We start from the raw sequence: 17,031 nt of genomic DNA on the forward strand, positions 1-17,031 counted from the left end.
GAATTCGATTTCCCAAAATTCGATTACCCAAAATGTGGTGAACGTTTCAGAACATCCGCGTCCATTTCTGAAGGAAAGTAGAACCTGTTGGTCTGGTGGCATTATCTATTACTGGCAGGCGTTGGCTGTATCGCTGGCATCCTGAATGTTCTGGCAGGCGGTGGTTCACTCATCCTGATGCCCGTCATGGTGTTTCTGGATATACCCGGTGCCGTCACCAATGGAACGGTCCGTATCGCTATTTTGGGTCAGAACCTGACTGCGATCGCTGGTTTTAAACAAAAGGGATTCTCCGATTACCGCCTTAGCCTGACCCTGGCACTGTGCGCGCTGCCGGGCACTGTCATTGGAGCTTTTTTAGGCACAAAACTCAGCAATGCCTGGTTTAATCGCGTTCTGGCAATTGTCATGCTGGGAGTTCTGGTGACAATGATTTTTGGTAATCGAAAAAAGAAAAAGCCGAAACAGAACGAGGAAGAAAACTCGACCGGTTCTGAGGGCCTTGAGAATCTTTCCGAAGGCACCGTTTCTGAAAAACCTGTGCCAGTCACCGCATATCTGCTTATGGTTCTGGCAGGCTTTTATGGCGGGTTTATTCAGGCGGGTGTCGGCTTTATCCTGATTGCAATTATCCATAATGTGATGAATATCGATTTATTACGAACGAACATGCATAAGGTGTTTATCGTAGCCCTTTATACGGTAGCAGCAATCGGAATCTTTGCATGGCAGGGTCAGGTTCTGTGGGGCACCGGACTGATTCTGATGATCGGGATGTCAGTGGGGGGGTGGATCGGATCTAACCTGGCAGTCAGAAAAGGGGATGCCTTCATCCGCATAGTTTTATATATTGCTCTTGTCTGCATGTCGATCAAGCTACTATTCATGTAACAGCAATCGTTCATTTGTAGATGATCCTCTTTTTCAGATCATAAAACGTAACGAATGACCATGAAACGGGTACTTATGTTGTGGCAACTGAAACAAACGCTAGTTTTTCTGTCCCTGCTGATCCTGGCGGGAGCGGTTTCTCTGACGAACAGCAAAGCAGAAGAAACTGAAAACAAAACCACATTTGAAGCCAAACGCTCATTTGAATATCTGAATAGAATCTGTCGCCTCAAGTCACGAATCAGTGGCTCTCCCGGCATGGCGGCTCAGCAGAAACTCATCCTGGACCATTTCAAGGAACTGAAAGCAAAAGTCCAGTTCCAGTCCTTTGATGCACCGCACCCCATTACCGGAAATCCGGTGCGGATGAACAACATGATAGTCAGCTGGAATCCAGAAGCCAAAAAACGCATCCTGCTGGCCTGCCACTATGACACCAGGCCATTTCCAGACCGCGATCGAAATCAACCACAGGGCTTATTCATCGGGGCAAACGATGGAGGAAGCGGTGTCGCCTTTCTGATGGAACTGGGAAATGTGATGTCGACACTGAAAGTCAGTCATGGCTACGGAGTCGATTTCGTATTCTTTGATGGTGAAGAGTTGGTCTACCGTCAGAATGACCCTTATTTTCTGGGTTCGAAATATTTTGCCCAGCAGTACAAAAATGAACCGCCTGAATTCGAATATGTATACGGGGTTCTGCTGGATATGATTGCCGACAGAAACATGGGAATCTACATGGAAAAAAACAGCCTGAAGTATGCACCTCAGTTAACGCGCAGCATCTGGGAAGCAGCCAGGAAAACCGGGGTGCGGGAGTTTATTCCTCAGGCCAAGTATGAAATCCGGGATGACCATCTCCCTCTGAATGAAATCGCCGGAATCCCCACATGCGATATTATCGATTTTGATTACCCGGTCTGGCATACGACGCGCGATATTCCCCGCTACTGTTCAGGAGCCAGTCTGGCAAAAGTAGGGACCGTACTTATCTACTGGCTGCAGAATCTACCTGAATGATCGAACCATTCCCATCTATCCGTTGCCTGATTCAGTAATTAACACCCACTTCGAAATGGAATCAAAGGCATGATTGATTCACTGCTCTTACATCGTGTGCAGTTCGCATTTACGGTCTCATTTCATTATCTGTTTCCCCAGTTAACCATGGGGCTGGCCCTCTTGATTTTCATCCTCAAATGTATGGGATTAAGAGGACATACCTGGGCCGATGCTGCAGCCAGATTCTGGTTAAAAATCTTTGGCCTCACATTTTTGATGGGTGTTGTCACAGGCATTCCACTGGAGTTTCAATTTGGGACCAACTGGGCACAGCTAGTAAAAATGACAGGTTCGATCCTGGGACAAACTCTGGCAATGGAAGGGATCTTTGCTTTTTTCCTCGAATCAACGTTTCTTTATCTCCTCATTTTTGGAGAAAAGAAAATGGGGAAACGTACGCATTGCCTGGTTTCCTTCCTGTTACTGGCAGGCACATGGCTCAGTGGCTATTTCATCATTTGCACGAACGCATTCATGCAACATCCGGTAGGTTACCGAATCGGAGAGGATGGCGTGTATCAGTTGACTAGTATCTGGGCATTACTCAGCAATCCCTGGGCGCTCAAACAATATCTGCATACGATGACAGGCGCCGTCATTACCGGCTGTTTCACGATGGCATCGATTGCCGCCTTTCATCTGCTGAAACAGCAGCATCAGGACATCTCCCGCCGCTATCTGTCTGTTGCGGTCCTGGTCGGTTTTCCCGCCAGTATGATCGCAGCCATGCCTACCGGTGACTGGGAAGCCAAACAGGTGCAGCAGCATCAGCCTGTCAAATTCGCAGCGATGGAAGGTCACTTTCATACAGAGGATGGGGCCGGCCTGATTATTCTCGGCCAACCCAACCTCCAGGAAATGAAAATTGATAACCCAATCATCATTCCCAAAGCACTCTCCTTTCTGACCCACGCCAGCTGGGATGCACGGGTGAAAGGGTTAACCGAATACGATCGTGATCTCTGGCCTGACAACATTGAACTGTTGTATTTTTCCTATCACATCATGGCGGGTCTGGGTACGCTGTTTATCGCGCTGATGGGGGTCAGTCTGCTGCTCGTGTGGAAAGGAAAACTACACACCAACCGCTTCATCCTCTGGCTGCTGATGCTTTCCCTGCCCTTCCCATTTATTGCGAATACCGCCGGCTGGTTTACAACAGAAATCGGGCGTCAACCCTGGTTGATTTATGGTTTGATGAAGACGGCTGATGGCGCATCGAAAAATATTTCACAGGGGAATGTCATGTTTACTCTGCTTGGATTTATGGGACTTTATCTGTTGCTGTCCGTTTTATATTTCTTTCTGGCAACACGCATCATCGGCCAGGGACCTGAACTCATCAATCCACCAGAAACCAAAGCCGAGGGAGCATAATAATATGGAAACCGTCTGGTTGGTCCTGCTGGTTTTGATGATTGCGACTTACATTGTCCTCGATGGTTTTGATCTGGGGGTAGGAGTCCTGCATTTGCTGATTGCCCGCGATCGCGCGGAGCAGAAACAGATTCTGCAGTCGATCGCTCCTGTCTGGGATGGGAATGAAGTCTGGCTGATTGCCGCTGGTGGCACGATGATGATGGCATTTCCCGGATTTCTCAGCGCCATGTTCAGCGGATTTTATCTGCCTTTAACCATGGTTGTCTGGCTGCTGATTTTCAGGGCGATCAGTATCGAGTTACCCCATTATCTCTCAGATTCCCTCTGGATTCATTTCTGGAATCTGATGCTGTTCATTTCCAGTGGACTAATGATCATAATCCTGGGGGCGGCCATGGCCAATATTTATCGAGGCGTCCCACTGGATGCGAATGGCACTTTCTTTGAACCCTTATGGACGAATTTTCGCATCGGACCGCAGACGGGTATTCTAGACTGGTACACAATCCTGAGTGGTGTGACCTCTGCGATGTTCCTCCTCCACCACGGTGCGCTCTGGCTGACGGCAAAAACGGACGGAAGAGTCCAGGAACAATCGCGTCAGGCAGCTGTGTGGCTCTGGCTCGGTTCGATCGGCCTGACCATTATCGTTTTTATTGCCAGCTGGTTGGTACAACCCCTCGCCCGAGTCAGTTTTTCAGACAGTTCCTGGAAAATCATCCTGCCATTGACGGCGGCCCTTTCGCTGATTGCATCGGGTTATCTCCGCTGGAAAAATAAAAACATGCTGGCATTTCTGAGTTCGGGACTGTTTATTTACCTCGTAATTTTCACAGGTGCCGCCGCCATCTATCCAAATATCCTGCCTGGCTTAAACCCCGACTATCATCTGACGATCTACAATACTTCGCCTGGACCGGAAAAACTAACGACGACGTTGTACTGGTGGGTTCCCGGTATTCTGCTGGTAGGCGTTTATTTCACCATTCTGTTTCGGTCCCTGCCTGCCGTAATTTCTGCTAACTCAGATGAAGAACATTAGACTGTGTCCCGTTTTACTATAGCGTCTCCAGGTCTATTTGAACCGAGTGTATTAGATTGAGAGGTGTTATGGTTAAATGTGATGCGCTCTCGGGCCGGCGTCTGTTGAGTGTTGAGAAAAAGCACCATACCCGACCATTCATATCTGTATCCCCCAATATGAAGGATTTCTGGAAATGTAAAGAAACCGCTCTGTTCCTGCCTCTTATTCCGTCTGCAAAATAAATTCCATCACACACGTTTCATCTGAAACTGAATTTGTTAGACTGAAAATGAGAGGACTCGAAGTTTGAAATGTTAACATTTCAACAGACAAAGGGATTCCCCCCACCATCACTCAAGGACGCAGTAATAGTGACAGATACGATCCCAGGCATAATCGTTGGTACACTTCTTGTGCTATTTGGAGCAGGGCTGATCCAATTGCATCGTACCTCCTGGTTCCATCGACAGCATGACGATGAACTGGCGGACGATGATTACCAGTTTTTCTCTAAACAGTACCGGCGACGGATGCAAACCTCGAGCCTGCTGATTGTAATCGGCTTTCTGATTGTGATCGGTGATTCACCCTATATGCCCTGGAAAACCTCTCCCGGATTATTCGCAGCGTATTGGGGAGGGATCCTGCTGATCGCATTCTGGGTGATCCTGAGTGCGATCAGTGATATGAGTGCCTCCCGCATTCGATCAACACACCTGATTTCACGCGTTCACAATCAACAGCGACTGCTGGAAAAAGAACTTTTGGAACTGCGTAAGAACCATCAGAAGTCAGTGGACGAGGATTCGTCGTCCGACCAGGAGAATTGATGCCTCTTAAAGACAGGGAGTTCAGGAGGCCACACGTGCTTTCTGCACCAGTGATTCAGAGGGTAATCTCTCGTATCCGAACATCTCGAATGCTTTCTGCCAGCGTTCGTAGATTTTTTTCTCCTGTGCGGCATCCATTTCGTATTTGTTTTTCTTGTAGGATTTCTGATCCTTCAAATACGGCTGCATATTCTCTTCAAGCCCTTCAAAGCCGGAGAGATTCAGACGTTCGTAAACTTTTCTGAGCTCGCCTACCGGATCTTCTTCCAGGTCTTCAAACCGGACTTCATGCAACTGGCCTTCGGGTACAGTTTGTCGATCACGCTCATAAACATTCAGGTGATTGACATAAATATTCGACATGTCCTCTTCCAGCTTCTCCATGTCCACTGGAGCAAAACCGTTATCACCAAACATTGTTTTCCGCAGGTGCAATGTCGAATTATAAACTTTATAGGGATCCCGATAAATATAAACAAACCGCGCATCGGGGAACATTTCCAGCAGGAACGGTATCCGGAAAGTATGTGTTGGTGACTTCAACAGAATATGTTTGTTGGCACCGGCTTTAAAAGTCAGCTTCTTCATGAAATACAGAAACGTCTTTTTCCAGATTGACGTTTCCCGGGGAGTCAACTGATCCAGTTCATAAAAACGGTCATAGACTTCCGGCTGATCGCTGAAACTGATCGCCAGGTAAGGTGACATTAAATGCAGCAGCAAGAGTGAAGTCTCATCTTCCTGAGGCAGATCCCAGGTGACCGGCATATTATCCATGGGTCGCTGCTTGGGAAGTAAATGTTTCACGATGTGTTTCAGAACTGGCTCAGTCAATAGAAAATGGGAGGGAAACAGCATCGCTCCCATATTCGGATAAATGAACTGATCGTCCTTAGACATCAGATTATGTAGCAATGTCGTCCCACTGCGCCAGTGGCCGATGATAAATACCGGTGGTTCCAGCGGCGTCTTATTGACTTTGCGGCTGTAGATCAGATTTTCCAGCATCGCAAAAAAAGAATTGGATATACTCACAACGGCCGAAGAGACCAGTCGCCCCAATCCTGACCAGCGAACCTTGGGACCCATTCTCATCAGTTTGATAAAATTTGTGAATCCGATTCCAGACCAGACACAAAAAGGGCCTTGAGTCGATCCACTCTTCTTTTCCTGAGGTTTGGTCATCTGGGGAGACTGTCCTGCTTTTATCAACACACTACATAGCCCGGCTGGCAAACGAATGCCCGTTTCAGCATGGTTGATTCGTTCAACACTGCTGGAAGGTCAAGATTATACTCGATTTGTCTGAGATTGTCTTCGGGCAGGCAGAGTAGAATAGCGGCTATGGGTTTGTTTTTCTACCACAATATCCAAATTTGAACTGATCCGAATCACCGGACCTATCATGAATTTATTTCGGCATCCCGTGTAGTCAGACTTCGATGAACTCTTTCTGGTTCAACTGGATTACTAAATAGAATGAGCCTGACACCGCAAAAGACACGCATTCTTACCCCGTTTAAATTAACTGTTTACCCCCAGTTACACAATTGACATCCGAAAAATTGTTTTATTCCAGGATTACACTCATTCGAGATAGTGGAACATTGTATCCATGACTCAATCTGGAGATCGGGGGAGTTTATCTCTAATCCAGCAAACGACATATCTGCAGAAAATCAGACTTTAAAGATGAGTAAAGCTTTTGATATAAAGGAAATGCCTGATTGTAGACATTTTTGTCTTTTGAATTGACGCTGGCACTTTCCTGAACCCGAATCGTCGCTGAACAGGCTTCTACAACATCTTTGTAGGCACCAGTCCCAGCAGCAGCGAGTAACGCAACTCCGTACGCTGGGCCCTCTTCGGCGTTGATGGTCACGACTTTTTGTCCGTAAATATCCGCCTGAATCTGGCGCCAGAACGGACTCCGGGCACCACCGCCGGACAGCCGGATCTCTCTTACAGGAATATTCAGCTCTTTAATAATCTCCAGGGAATCGCGCATGGCGTAAGTTGCACCTTCGATCACCGCCCGGCTCAAATGGGATCGCCCGTGCCTTAAACTCAGGCCAATCCAGGCCGCTCGTGCATAAGGATCTGCATGCGGTGTTCGCTCTCCCGTCAGATAAGGCAGGAAGAACAATCCTTCGCTACCTGCGGGCGCTTCTGCTGCCTGGGCGGTAATCAGTTGATAGGGATCTACTTTCTGCTTCTTAGCGACAGCGACCTGTTGTTCACAGAGTTGATCGCGATACCACTGCAGGCTCCCCCCGGCGGATAATACCACTCCCATCACATGCCATTTATCACGCACGGCATGGCAGAATGTATGTACGCGGCCCTCGGGGTCGATCTGCACTTCATCACTGTGCGCGAAGACCACACCACTGGTACCCATGGTGGCAGAGATCACACCTCTTTTCACAATCCCGTTTCCGATTGCTCCCGCTGCCTGATCGCCGCCTCCCCCCACGACCGCTACCCCGGCAGTCAGTCCCAGCAGACGCGCCGACTCTGCAGTTACATGCCCGCTGACATCCTCTGATTCATAAACTTCCGGCAATAACGATTCGTCCAGTTCCAGTTTACTCAACAAAGAACGGCTCCACTTTCGCTGCTTGACATTTAGCAATAATGTACCAGAAGCATCGCTGACTTCGGTGGCGAATTCCCCGGTCAGGCGAAAACGAATGTAGTCCTTCGGTAAAAGCACCTGAACAGTTTTGCCAAAATTCTTGGGTTCATGATTTCGCAACCAGAGAATTTTGGGAGCCGTAAAACCGGTCAATGCTGGGTTAGCTACCATACCGATCAGTTTTTTTCGACCACCGGCCCGTTGCTCAATCTCGGCACACTCCGCGGCTGTCCTTTGATCGTTCCAGAGTAAAGCGGGGCGAATGACTTCGTGCTTTTTATTGAGAAACACACTGCCATGCATCTGCCCGCTCAATCCAATGCCTTTGACATCGGCTGGTTTGATGTTGCCCGTTTTCAAGACTTTGCGAACACTCTTGATCGTTGCCTGCCACCAGTCTTCCGGATCCTGTTCTGACCAGCCGGGATGCGGGCTATACAAGGGATACTCAACAGTAGCAGAAGATAGAATCGTTCCATCTTCCTGCATTGCCAGCGTTTTGGTTCCACTGGTCCCGACATCAACTCCCAGAAAAACTGCCATGCCTCAGGTCCTTCTCTCAAAGTCAGTTACTCAATTGCAGCAAACAGAAACCAGACAGGAATTCAGACCTGATACTTACTCAGGGCAGACACAACCAATCGGCTGGATTTCAGAGAGTTTACGCACCCAGATGTTTCGAAACTGAGTATCATTTCTATGAAACTGGAGTTGAATCGGCAGCTTTTCTTCGTGAACCGTATAGAAAGGTGGCTGATGATAGTAAGTTGCCCCCTGTAATTCGGTATGGTTCTGGACGACCACTCCATTTTGAATGACTGTTACATATGCAGGCTTTACCAGCTGTCCGTATTCGTTAAAACGAGGCGCGGTAAAAATGATATCATAGGTCTGCCATTCACCCGGTTTACGGCAGGCATTCACCAGGGGGGGATACTGCTTGTAGATGGAACCTGCCTGGCCATCGAAGTACGTTTTATTTTCGTAAGAGTCCAAAATCTGAACTTCATACTTTCCCATCAGAAAGACACCACTGTTGCCACGTCCCTGACCTTTCCCTTCCACCTTCTTAGGAGTCGCCCATTCGATATGCAGCTGGCAGTCTCCGAATGACTGTTTGGTTTCGATATCTTTTTTAGTAGTAATCGCATACCCGTCTTTGATTTTCCACTGATCGCCGTCTTTCCATTTGTCCAGATTCTTTCCGTCAAACAGGACGATTGCATCGGAAGGGGGCTGATGGGGAGGTGTCTGTACGACTTCGGGTTCTTTCCAGATCAAACCGTTTTTATATTCTTCAACCAGATTCCCATAGGTGTGATAAGCAGTTCCCAGAAATACCGTGATCACCAGAACCCGAAATGCTTTATGTAAACCTGTCACATCGTTCTCCCGTTTTATAATTATGCTCGAATTTAAATAAGAATTGAGAAAGTTGATTTAACAGCAACCCCACTGAAGAATCAATAATCGAGGCTGGCGCCCCCTTCGGCTTCAATGGCCTGTCCTGTCAGAAAACTGGAATCTTCGGTGGCGAGAAATAGCGCCAGTTTCCCCATTTCTTCGATCGTCCCCATACGTTTGAAGACCTGCAGATCGGCAACCGTTTTCAGTGCATTCTCAGCATCTGGTAAAGTCGCTGCCCAGTCACGCATGAGTGGAGTGTCGATATTGCTCGGCAGGATCGCATTCACGCGCACTCCAGCTTCTCCCAGTTCAATCGCCAGTGACTTGGTAAAACTGACCTGCGCCCCTTTAGTCGAGCAGTAGGCAGTCGAATGATGCTGTCCTAGAACAGCCGTCATTGATGACATGTTTATGATTGTCCCTTTGGTTTTTCGCAGATGGGGCAGGGCATATTTAGCGCCGGCAAACGTACTCAGGAAATTGACTCGCATCAACTGTTCCATTTCCTCAATACTGGTTTCTTCCAGAGACATCGCAGGGGGATGCACGCCGGCATTATTGATGATGCAGTCCAGTCTACCGAACTGTTCCACTACCAGGTCGATCGCCGAGCGAATCTGTTCATGCTCGCCAACATCACATTGTACGAACATTGCTTTGCCCGGGCCTGTTTCATTGAGTTTACGTGCCAGATCCTGTCCGGCATGTAACCCTCGTGCGAGAATCGCTACCTGGCCCCCCTCTGCACAAAATACACGTGAGCAGCCTTCACCGATGCCTTTGCTACCGCCGGTGACAATCACGACTCGATCTTGAAATCTCATATTTCCCTCTACCGAATTGTCTTGCAGGATCAAACCTGGAACAGATTGCAGAAACGTTCCTGGTCGTCATTTACGGTAACAATTAACGGGAGGGAATTCCAATCCAACGCAGTTTTGAATTGAGGGTGTACGACTAAATAAATGAGCTTTATTTTTTCTGTATTCTGATTGTAACGATATTAGAATGATGCCTGTTCAGAACCAATACGTAAGATTTCAGGTAACTCTGCCAGATTCAAATTACCACCACTGAGGACGGCAACCACTTTCTTACCTGCAAATCGCGCTGGATTTTTCAAGACTGCCGCCAGTGCTGCCGCACCGGCACCTTCTGCCAGATTGTGGGTCTGTTTTAAAATGTGATAGGCGGCAATCCGCATCTCATTTTCACTGACCAAGAGAAAATCATCCAGGACAGACTGCATTATTTCCTGCGTGAATTCCGCGCCGGCACGAGTCGCGACTCCTTCTGCCCAGGTCGATGCGGTCGGTGTCGTTATTGCAGTTCCCCCTTTCCAGGAGAGTTGATTCGCGGGTGCATTTTCAGCCTGTACACCGATGATCTCTGTCTGAGGGCGCATGGACCGGGCCACAATTCCCGTGCCACAGACGCCGCTCCCCATACCGACAGGGACCAGAATCACATCCGGATTGGGAAGCGTATCGAATATTTCCAGCCCCTGTGTTCCGACGCCGGCAATCAGCTTTGGTTCATTGGCAGAATGAACATAGCGCCGCTTACCGTCTACCAGTTGCTCTTCGAGATACTGCTTGGCTTCATTGAAATCTTCCCCCGCTTCAATGATCTCTGCGCCCAGCAAACGTATTGCTTCGACTTTATCCGGATTATTATTTCGAGGAACGACGATCGTACACTTCACTCCATATTTCCGCGCCGCAAATGCCAGTGACTGCCCATGGTTACCTGTTGAGCAGCCCATGATTCCCGCCCGCCGTTCTTCATCTGAAAGTGTACTTACCAGATAGATGCCACCACGCACTTTAAATGCGCCCACAGGTTGATGATTCTCATGCTTCAAAAAAAGCTTCGCGCCAGTCAGCCGACTCAATCCCGGCCATTCAATGAGCGGTGTCGGGGGTAAAATACTGTGAACGCAAGACAGGGCATGCTGGATATCTTGATAAGTCGGGGCTTGCATGGTAATTACCTGAAATTGAAGTTTGAATAGAAGAACGATTCACGAAAACAGTGACACATTCCTGCCTTTGAAGTTCGTTAGCTGAGGCGACATTGTCAAGTTTAGAAATACCCGATTTCAAGTTCTACCCGGATCGAGTCTTCTTGCATCTGCTCTATACGCCTGCTATGATTTTAACTGAGACTGCTGTTGCTGAAGCGAAAATCAGCCAGCATTGATGAGCCTGCCTGCTGAACTTTGGGAGTTCAGCTACCGTTAACACCAAGCGTTACGGACCGGTATCACCAAACAGTTTTCAACGCGTTTGATGTGCCAGGAATTCCGGGTAGAAACAGTTCCCCGGCACTTCTCACGTGTCCTCAACTGAGGGCGACTTTCCATGCCTTGGGTAATACTGCAATCACTGCGAATCTGCTGCTTTGCCATTTTGTATCTGGTCATTCCACTCGAAGCGGTTGCAGGGGCAGTCGATTTTAATCGTGACATCAGACCGATACTCTCCCGAAACTGTTTTCACTGTCACGGCCCAGATGCCACTCATCGCGAAGCAGACTTGCGACTTGACATGGAACAGGGACTGAAATCAACAACAGATGAAACAGCGCTGATTTACCCTGGTCAACCGAATCATAGTCCCCTGTTCGAGCGAGTTTCCAGCAAAGATCCCGACCTGGTTATGCCTCCGGCTGACTCCGGAAAATCGTTGAAACCAGTTGAAATCAAACTGATCAGCCAATGGATTGCTGAAGGTGCTCCCTGGTCTCAACACTGGTCATACGCAAAACCACAAACTGTAAAAACTCCGACCGTCAAAGTTCAGAGTTGGCCCGTCAACTGGATCGATAATTTTGTCCTGTCACGACTGGAATCAGAAAACCTGAAGCCGGCCGAGGAAGCAGATAAAATCACGCTCATCCGCCGACTGAGTTTCGATTTGACAGGACTGCCTCCCACCGCAGTCGAAGTAAAACGCTTTGTCGATGATACTAATCCCGATGCCTATGAAAAACTCGTGGATCGACTGCTGGCCTCTCCCCACTATGGAGAGCGGATGGCGATATACTGGCTGGATCTGGTCCGCTTTGCCGATACGGTCGGTTACCACGGAGATCAGGACCACAACATCTCTCCCTACCGGGATTACGTGATAGAAGCCTTCAATCAAAACCTGCCCTATGATCAGTTTGTCAGGGAACAACTGGCGGGTGATTTATTACCGGAAGCAACTCTGCAGCAGAAAATCGCGACCGGTTACAATCGCGTACTACAGACTTCGCATGAAGGGGGCGTCCAACGCAAGGAATATCTGGCAATCTATGCCGCCGACCGGATCCGCAATTTTTCGGGTGTTTTCATGGGTGCCACGATGGGCTGTTGCCAGTGCCACGATCACAAATACGATCCTTATACCATCAAAGACTTCTATTCGATGGTCGCATTCTTTGCTGATATCGATGAAGACCAACACTTAATCCGGGGCTCGAATCTTATTCCCACTGTTCGGAAACCGGAAATCTTTCTTTACACTGACCAGGAAAAGAAGCAGATTGCTCAACTTGATTCGAGTATTAAAACAGTGGAAGTGTCATTGAAATCGACAGAACAAAAGCAGGAAAAACAGCAACTCAAACAGGAACTGGAGAAGCTGAAAAAGTCGCGTGCGGCCATTGATCGCGGTGCGTTAAAAACGATGATCACCGTTTCAATTAAGCCCCGGGAAATACGAGTTCTCCCTCGGGGCAACTGGCTGGACGAAACAGGTCCGGTGGTACAGCCGGCGATCCCGGAATTCCTGGGAACACTCGAAAGCGATCAGGAACGACTGAGTCGACTGGATCTGGCAAACTGGCTCTCCGACAAGCAAGGCTACGGGCCTCTGATGGCGCGTGTCATGGCGAACCGCTTCTGGTATCTCTTTTTTGGTCGTGGAATTGCTCCTGTCCTGGATGATTTTGGCGGGCAGGGTGGCCCCCCGCATTATCCCGAACTGCTCGATCAGCTGGCAATCAAATTGATCGATGACCAGTGGGATATGAAGCAGATGGTCAAGTTTCTTGTGATGAGTCGTGCATATCGTCAGTCCTCGATTGAATCGACCGAACAACGGGCGGCAGACCCCTTTAATCACTGGCTCAATCGACAGACACGATTTCGGCTGCCTGCGGAAATGATTCGCGATAATGCACTCGCCGTAAGCGGGTTACTGGTGAAAGAGATTGGCGGGCCCAGCGTCAAACCTTATCAACCCGCAGGCTACTACCGTCATCTGAATTTTCCTAAACGGAAATACGTCGCAGATACAGATGAAAATCAATGGAGGCGCGGGCTGTATGTGCATTGGCAGCGGCAATTCCTGCATCCCATGCTCCAGGCATTTGATGCCCCGAGTCGTGAAGAGTGTACGGCTCAACGTCCCCGTTCCAATACACCGATTGCGGCGATGACATTACTCAACGACCCGACTTTTGTAGAAGCATCTCGCAAATTCGCTGAAGATGTAATCCGTAACGGCGGAACATCGGATTCTGAAAAAATTTCCTATGCCTTCTCAAATGCAACCTCTCGCCAACCAGAGAAAATGGAGGTGGATGTTTTACTGACGTTATTGAATTCCAATCGAGCAATATTTTCCGCGAAACCCAAGTCCGCTGATTTATTGACTCATACTGGACTGGCTAAGACAAACTCAAAACTGGATGCGACTGAATTGGCAGCCTGGACTGAAATCACACGGGCACTGTTAAATCTGAATGAAGTTGTGACGAGGAACTGAGAATATGCTGAACTGGAATCAAATTCAAACCGGTTTGAATCGTCGTACATTCCTGAATAATACCGGCGTCGGACTGGGAGCCGCTGCGCTGGGAAGCCTGCTGAATGGTGAGAATCTGTCCGCAGCAAAAAAACAAACCGCGGCGGGCGGTCTCCCGGGATTGCCGCATATTGCCCCCAAAGCAAAACGGGTTATTTTTCTCTGTATGGCCGGTGGCCCCACACATCTGGAAACCTTCGACTATAAACCCAAACTGGCGGAAATGGATGGAAAACCGTTCCCTGTAAGTTTTACCCAAGGTCAGCCAATCGCACAGTTGCAGGGAAAAGAACTGAAATGCCAGGGCCCATTAACCAAATTTCGTAAGTATGGACGCAATGGCCAGGAGATCAGTGATTTCCTTCCCTGGACGGCTAAGATCGCTGATGAGATCTGCATTATCCGCTCGATGGTGACCGAGCAGATCAATCATGACCCGGCCCACACCTTTTTGAATACGGGAACGGTAATCAGCGGTCGCCCCTCAATGGGTTCCTGGATCACCTACGGGCTGGGTAGCGAAACGGAAGAACTTCCAGGTTTCGTGGTGCTCACCAGTGTTGGTGGGCGGAATCCTCAGCCGATTGCATCGCGACAATGGGGCACCGGGTTCCTCCCCAGTCGCTATCAGGGCGTCCAGTTCAACTCGACCGGTGATCCCGTTAATTACCTCAAAAATCCGGCAGGCATCAGCAATAGCCAACAGAAGCAACTCATTGAAACCGTCCAGAAACTCGATCAGATTCGCAATGAACGTGTCACCAATCCGGAAATCGATACCCGAATCGCCGCCTATGAAATGGCGTTCAAGATGCAGACGTCGGTTCCCGAACTGATGGATCTTTCCGGGGAAACCAGGCAGACATTGGAAATGTATGGTGCTGAACCCGGTTCAGGCAGCTATGCGAATAACTGCCTGCTGGCACGGCGGTTGGCGGAACGGGGTTCGCGATTTATTCACCTCTATCATCGTGGCTGGGACCATCACGGAGACCTGGTTCGCTACATGAATACCTGTTGTGGATTAACCGATAAACCTACCTGGGCGTTAATTAATGACCTCAAACAACGGGGAATGCTTGATGAAACCCTCGTGATCTGGGGAGGAGAGTTCGGCAGAACTCCCATGTTCCAGGGCAAAGGAGGCGCAGGCCGTGACCACCATATTAAAGGCTTTTCCATGTGGATGGCCGGGGGTGGAATAAAAGGGGGAATTACCTATGGCGAAACCGATGAACTGGGCTATAATTCAGTAGAGAACATTGTACACGTACGTGATTTGCACGCGACGATGCTGCATTTGCTGGGAATTAACCATCATCAATTCAGCGTCGAATTTCAAGGCCTGGATACCAGGCTCACGGGTGTCGAAGAAGCACACGTCATCGATCAAATACTAACGTAGCATGGCACTAGAAGTCCCTGAGAAGCGCCCCGATGACTTTCATCGGGGCGCTTTCTTTTCTGCTGTCACAGGAACTGGTTCAGGCGAAAGCAGTTACACTTTCAGGTCTTCAACAGACTGCTGCAGATCAGCCTGGTATTTCTGCCTGACTGGCTCGATGATTTCGGCGAGAAATGCATCCACCTGCTCGGGAGCCCGACCAATATATTTACGGGCATCGAGTGCACTGTTCAGATCGCAGTCCTTGAAGGCGGGATCTTTCTGCAGGCGTTCAATCAGATCATTCTTGCCTCCGTGTACTTTGACTTGTGTTCCCGCCGCCTGACTGTGCACGCGAATCAGCTCATGCAGTTCCTGTCGATCGCCGCCCGCTTCTACACCGGCCATCAGAAACTCTTCGGTCGCCATAAACGGCAGCTCTTCATTCAAGTGTTTCTCAATGACTTTGGGATACACCACCATACCATCCACAATATTACGGTATAAAATCAGTACCGCATCAATAGCCAGAAATGACTGGGGCAAAGACAGACGACGGTTGGCACTATCATCGAGTGTCCGTTCCATCCATTGCGTTGCCGCTGTATCTTCTGCATTCGAAGTCAGGCTGATGGCAAACCGGGCCAGCGAACACATCCGCTCAGAGCGCATTGGATTACGTTTGTAAGCCATGGCCGAGGAACCGATCTGGTGTTTCTCAAACGGCTCTTCCAGTTCCTTACGGTTCTGAAGAAGGCGGACATCGTTTCCCGCTTTATGTGCCGACTGGCCAATACCACTCAAAGCTGACAGAACCTGCGCATCCACTTTTCGCGAGTAAGTCTGGCCGGTAACCGCATACCGCTCTGCAAAACCCATTTTCTCCGTGACACGTCGATCCAGTTCGTCGACTTTGGCATGATCGCCTTGAAACAGCTGCAGGAAAGTAGCCTGCGTTCCCGTTGTCCCTTTTACTCCGCGAAAACGAAGTTTTTCCAGTCGGTATTCGATTTCTTCGAGATCGAGAATCAGATCATAACACCAGAGGGTTGCCCGCTTTCCCACTGTCGTTGGCTGGGCGGGCTGCAGGTGGGTAAACCCCAGACAGGGTAAGTCATGATACTCCTGTGCAAAATTTGCCAGTTGATCAATGACCGAAACCAGTCGTTTGCGAACCTGTTCCAGGCTCTCGCGAATCATAATCAATTCGCTGTTATCAGTGACAAAACAGCTGGTTGCCCCAAGGTGAATAATTGCCTGGGCATCCGGACACCGTTCGCCATAAGTGTGGACGTGTGCCATCACATCATGACGACGTTTTTTTTCTTCTCTGGCAGCCACTTCAAAGTCAATGTCATCGACGGCTGCTCTTAATGATTCAACTTGAGCGGCTGTGACAGGCAGTCCCATTTCATGCTGCGATTCTGCCAGTGCCACCCACAGTCGCCGCCAGGTGGAATGCTTCTTCTGCGCAGACCAGATCTGGCTCATTTCCTGTGACGCATAACGACTAATCAACGGATTTTCATAAATAAGATGACTCAATTTCTTCTCTTTCTTCAGCACTACAGGTGAAATGCATTTCACCCAGATTCAATGACAGTACCTTTGATTGG

The 17,031-nt window shown here is 49.0% G+C and carries 13 protein-coding genes; 7 read left to right on the forward strand and 6 right to left on the reverse strand.

Annotated elements, in window-relative coordinates; all coding sequences use genetic code 11:
* The first annotated feature begins 87 nt into the window (after positions 1-87).
* From Pan161_RS24410 to Pan161_RS24430, 5 genes are all read left to right on the forward strand, one after another.
* Complete coding sequence (locus Pan161_RS24410) at positions 88-891, forward strand: sulfite exporter TauE/SafE family protein (RefSeq protein WP_145231350.1); 804 nt, start codon at positions 88-90, stop codon at positions 889-891.
* Between the two features lie 60 nt (positions 892-951).
* On the forward strand, positions 952-1,914 hold the full coding sequence (locus tag Pan161_RS24415) for a M28 family peptidase (RefSeq protein ID WP_232103465.1): 963 nt from the start codon (positions 952-954) through the stop codon (positions 1,912-1,914).
* A gap of 69 nt (positions 1,915-1,983) precedes the next feature.
* Complete coding sequence (locus tag Pan161_RS24420) at positions 1,984-3,333, forward strand: cytochrome ubiquinol oxidase subunit I (RefSeq protein WP_145231351.1); 1,350 nt, start codon at positions 1,984-1,986, stop codon at positions 3,331-3,333.
* 4 nt (positions 3,334-3,337) lie between these two features.
* A complete protein-coding gene (gene cydB, locus Pan161_RS24425) occupies positions 3,338-4,378 on the forward strand; it encodes a cytochrome d ubiquinol oxidase subunit II (protein ID WP_145231352.1) in 1,041 nt (346 codons plus the stop codon).
* A 353-nt stretch (positions 4,379-4,731) separates the two neighbouring features.
* Complete coding sequence (locus Pan161_RS24430; protein WP_145231353.1) at positions 4,732-5,190, forward strand: hypothetical protein; 459 nt, start codon at positions 4,732-4,734, stop codon at positions 5,188-5,190.
* 21 nt (positions 5,191-5,211) lie between these two features.
* Here Pan161_RS24430 and Pan161_RS24435 read toward each other — a convergent pair whose 3' ends face one another.
* The 5 genes from Pan161_RS24435 to Pan161_RS24455 all read right to left on the reverse strand — a co-directional run bounded on the left by Pan161_RS24435 (position 5,212) and on the right by Pan161_RS24455 (position 11,219).
* Positions 5,212-6,375: a sulfotransferase family protein gene (locus tag Pan161_RS24435; protein ID WP_145231354.1), complete on the reverse strand. Its 1,164-nt coding sequence runs from the start codon at positions 6,373-6,375 to the stop codon at positions 5,212-5,214.
* 463 nt (positions 6,376-6,838) lie between these two features.
* Complete coding sequence (gene xylB, locus Pan161_RS24440; protein WP_145231355.1) at positions 6,839-8,371, reverse strand: xylulokinase; 1,533 nt, start codon at positions 8,369-8,371, stop codon at positions 6,839-6,841.
* Between the two features lie 75 nt (positions 8,372-8,446).
* Complete coding sequence (locus tag Pan161_RS24445) at positions 8,447-9,211, reverse strand: 3-keto-disaccharide hydrolase (RefSeq protein ID WP_145231356.1); 765 nt, start codon at positions 9,209-9,211, stop codon at positions 8,447-8,449.
* Between the two features lie 80 nt (positions 9,212-9,291).
* Positions 9,292-10,059: an SDR family oxidoreductase gene (locus tag Pan161_RS24450; protein WP_145231357.1), complete on the reverse strand. Its 768-nt coding sequence runs from the start codon at positions 10,057-10,059 to the stop codon at positions 9,292-9,294.
* Positions 10,060-10,238: 179 nt separating this feature from the next.
* The gene (locus Pan161_RS24455) at positions 10,239-11,219 is read right to left on the reverse strand and encodes a threonine ammonia-lyase (protein ID WP_145231358.1); all 981 of its coding nucleotides are present in this window, start codon (positions 11,217-11,219) and stop codon (positions 10,239-10,241) included.
* Positions 11,220-11,598: 379 nt separating this feature from the next.
* Here Pan161_RS24455 and Pan161_RS24460 point away from each other — a divergent pair, with 379 nt between their 5' ends.
* A complete protein-coding gene (locus tag Pan161_RS24460; protein WP_197995500.1) occupies positions 11,599-13,992 on the forward strand; it encodes a PSD1 and planctomycete cytochrome C domain-containing protein in 2,394 nt (797 codons plus the stop codon).
* 4 nt (positions 13,993-13,996) lie between these two features.
* Positions 13,997-15,436 (forward strand): DUF1501 domain-containing protein, encoded by a 1,440-nt coding sequence (locus Pan161_RS24465; RefSeq protein WP_145231359.1) that lies wholly within the window; start codon positions 13,997-13,999, stop codon positions 15,434-15,436.
* Between the two features lie 93 nt (positions 15,437-15,529).
* Here the strand turns inward: Pan161_RS24465 and purB are convergent, their stop codons facing one another.
* Complete coding sequence (gene purB, locus Pan161_RS24470; protein WP_145231360.1) at positions 15,530-16,960, reverse strand: adenylosuccinate lyase; 1,431 nt, start codon at positions 16,958-16,960, stop codon at positions 15,530-15,532.
* Positions 16,961-17,031: the final 71 nt, after the last annotated feature.

This window comes from Gimesia algae (genome assembly GCF_007746795.1).
Lineage (GTDB): Bacteria > Planctomycetota > Planctomycetia > Planctomycetales > Planctomycetaceae > Gimesia > Gimesia algae.

What these genes read in the sequence shown, in the direction of transcription:
- Pan161_RS24415 (WP_232103465.1), top strand. Translation starts at nt 952, where the DNA reads ATGAAACGGGTACTTATGTTGTGGCAACTGAAACAAACGCTAGTTTTT.
- Pan161_RS24420 (WP_145231351.1), top strand. Translation starts at nt 1,984, where the DNA reads ATGATTGATTCACTGCTCTTACATCGTGTGCAGTTCGCATTTACGGTC.
- cydB (WP_145231352.1), top strand. Translation starts at nt 3,338, where the DNA reads ATGGAAACCGTCTGGTTGGTCCTGCTGGTTTTGATGATTGCGACTTAC.
- Pan161_RS24435 (WP_145231354.1), bottom strand. Translation starts at nt 6,375, where the DNA reads ATGACCAAACCTCAGGAAAAGAAGAGTGGATCGACTCAAGGCCCTTTT.
- xylB (WP_145231355.1), bottom strand. Translation starts at nt 8,371, where the DNA reads ATGGCAGTTTTTCTGGGAGTTGATGTCGGGACCAGTGGAACCAAAACG.
- Pan161_RS24450 (WP_145231357.1), bottom strand. Translation starts at nt 10,059, where the DNA reads ATGAGATTTCAAGATCGAGTCGTGATTGTCACCGGCGGTAGCAAAGGC.
- Pan161_RS24455 (WP_145231358.1), bottom strand. Translation starts at nt 11,219, where the DNA reads ATGCAAGCCCCGACTTATCAAGATATCCAGCATGCCCTGTCTTGCGTT.
- Pan161_RS24460 (WP_197995500.1), top strand. Translation starts at nt 11,599, where the DNA reads ATGCCTTGGGTAATACTGCAATCACTGCGAATCTGCTGCTTTGCCATT.
- Pan161_RS24465 (WP_145231359.1), top strand. Translation starts at nt 13,997, where the DNA reads ATGCTGAACTGGAATCAAATTCAAACCGGTTTGAATCGTCGTACATTC.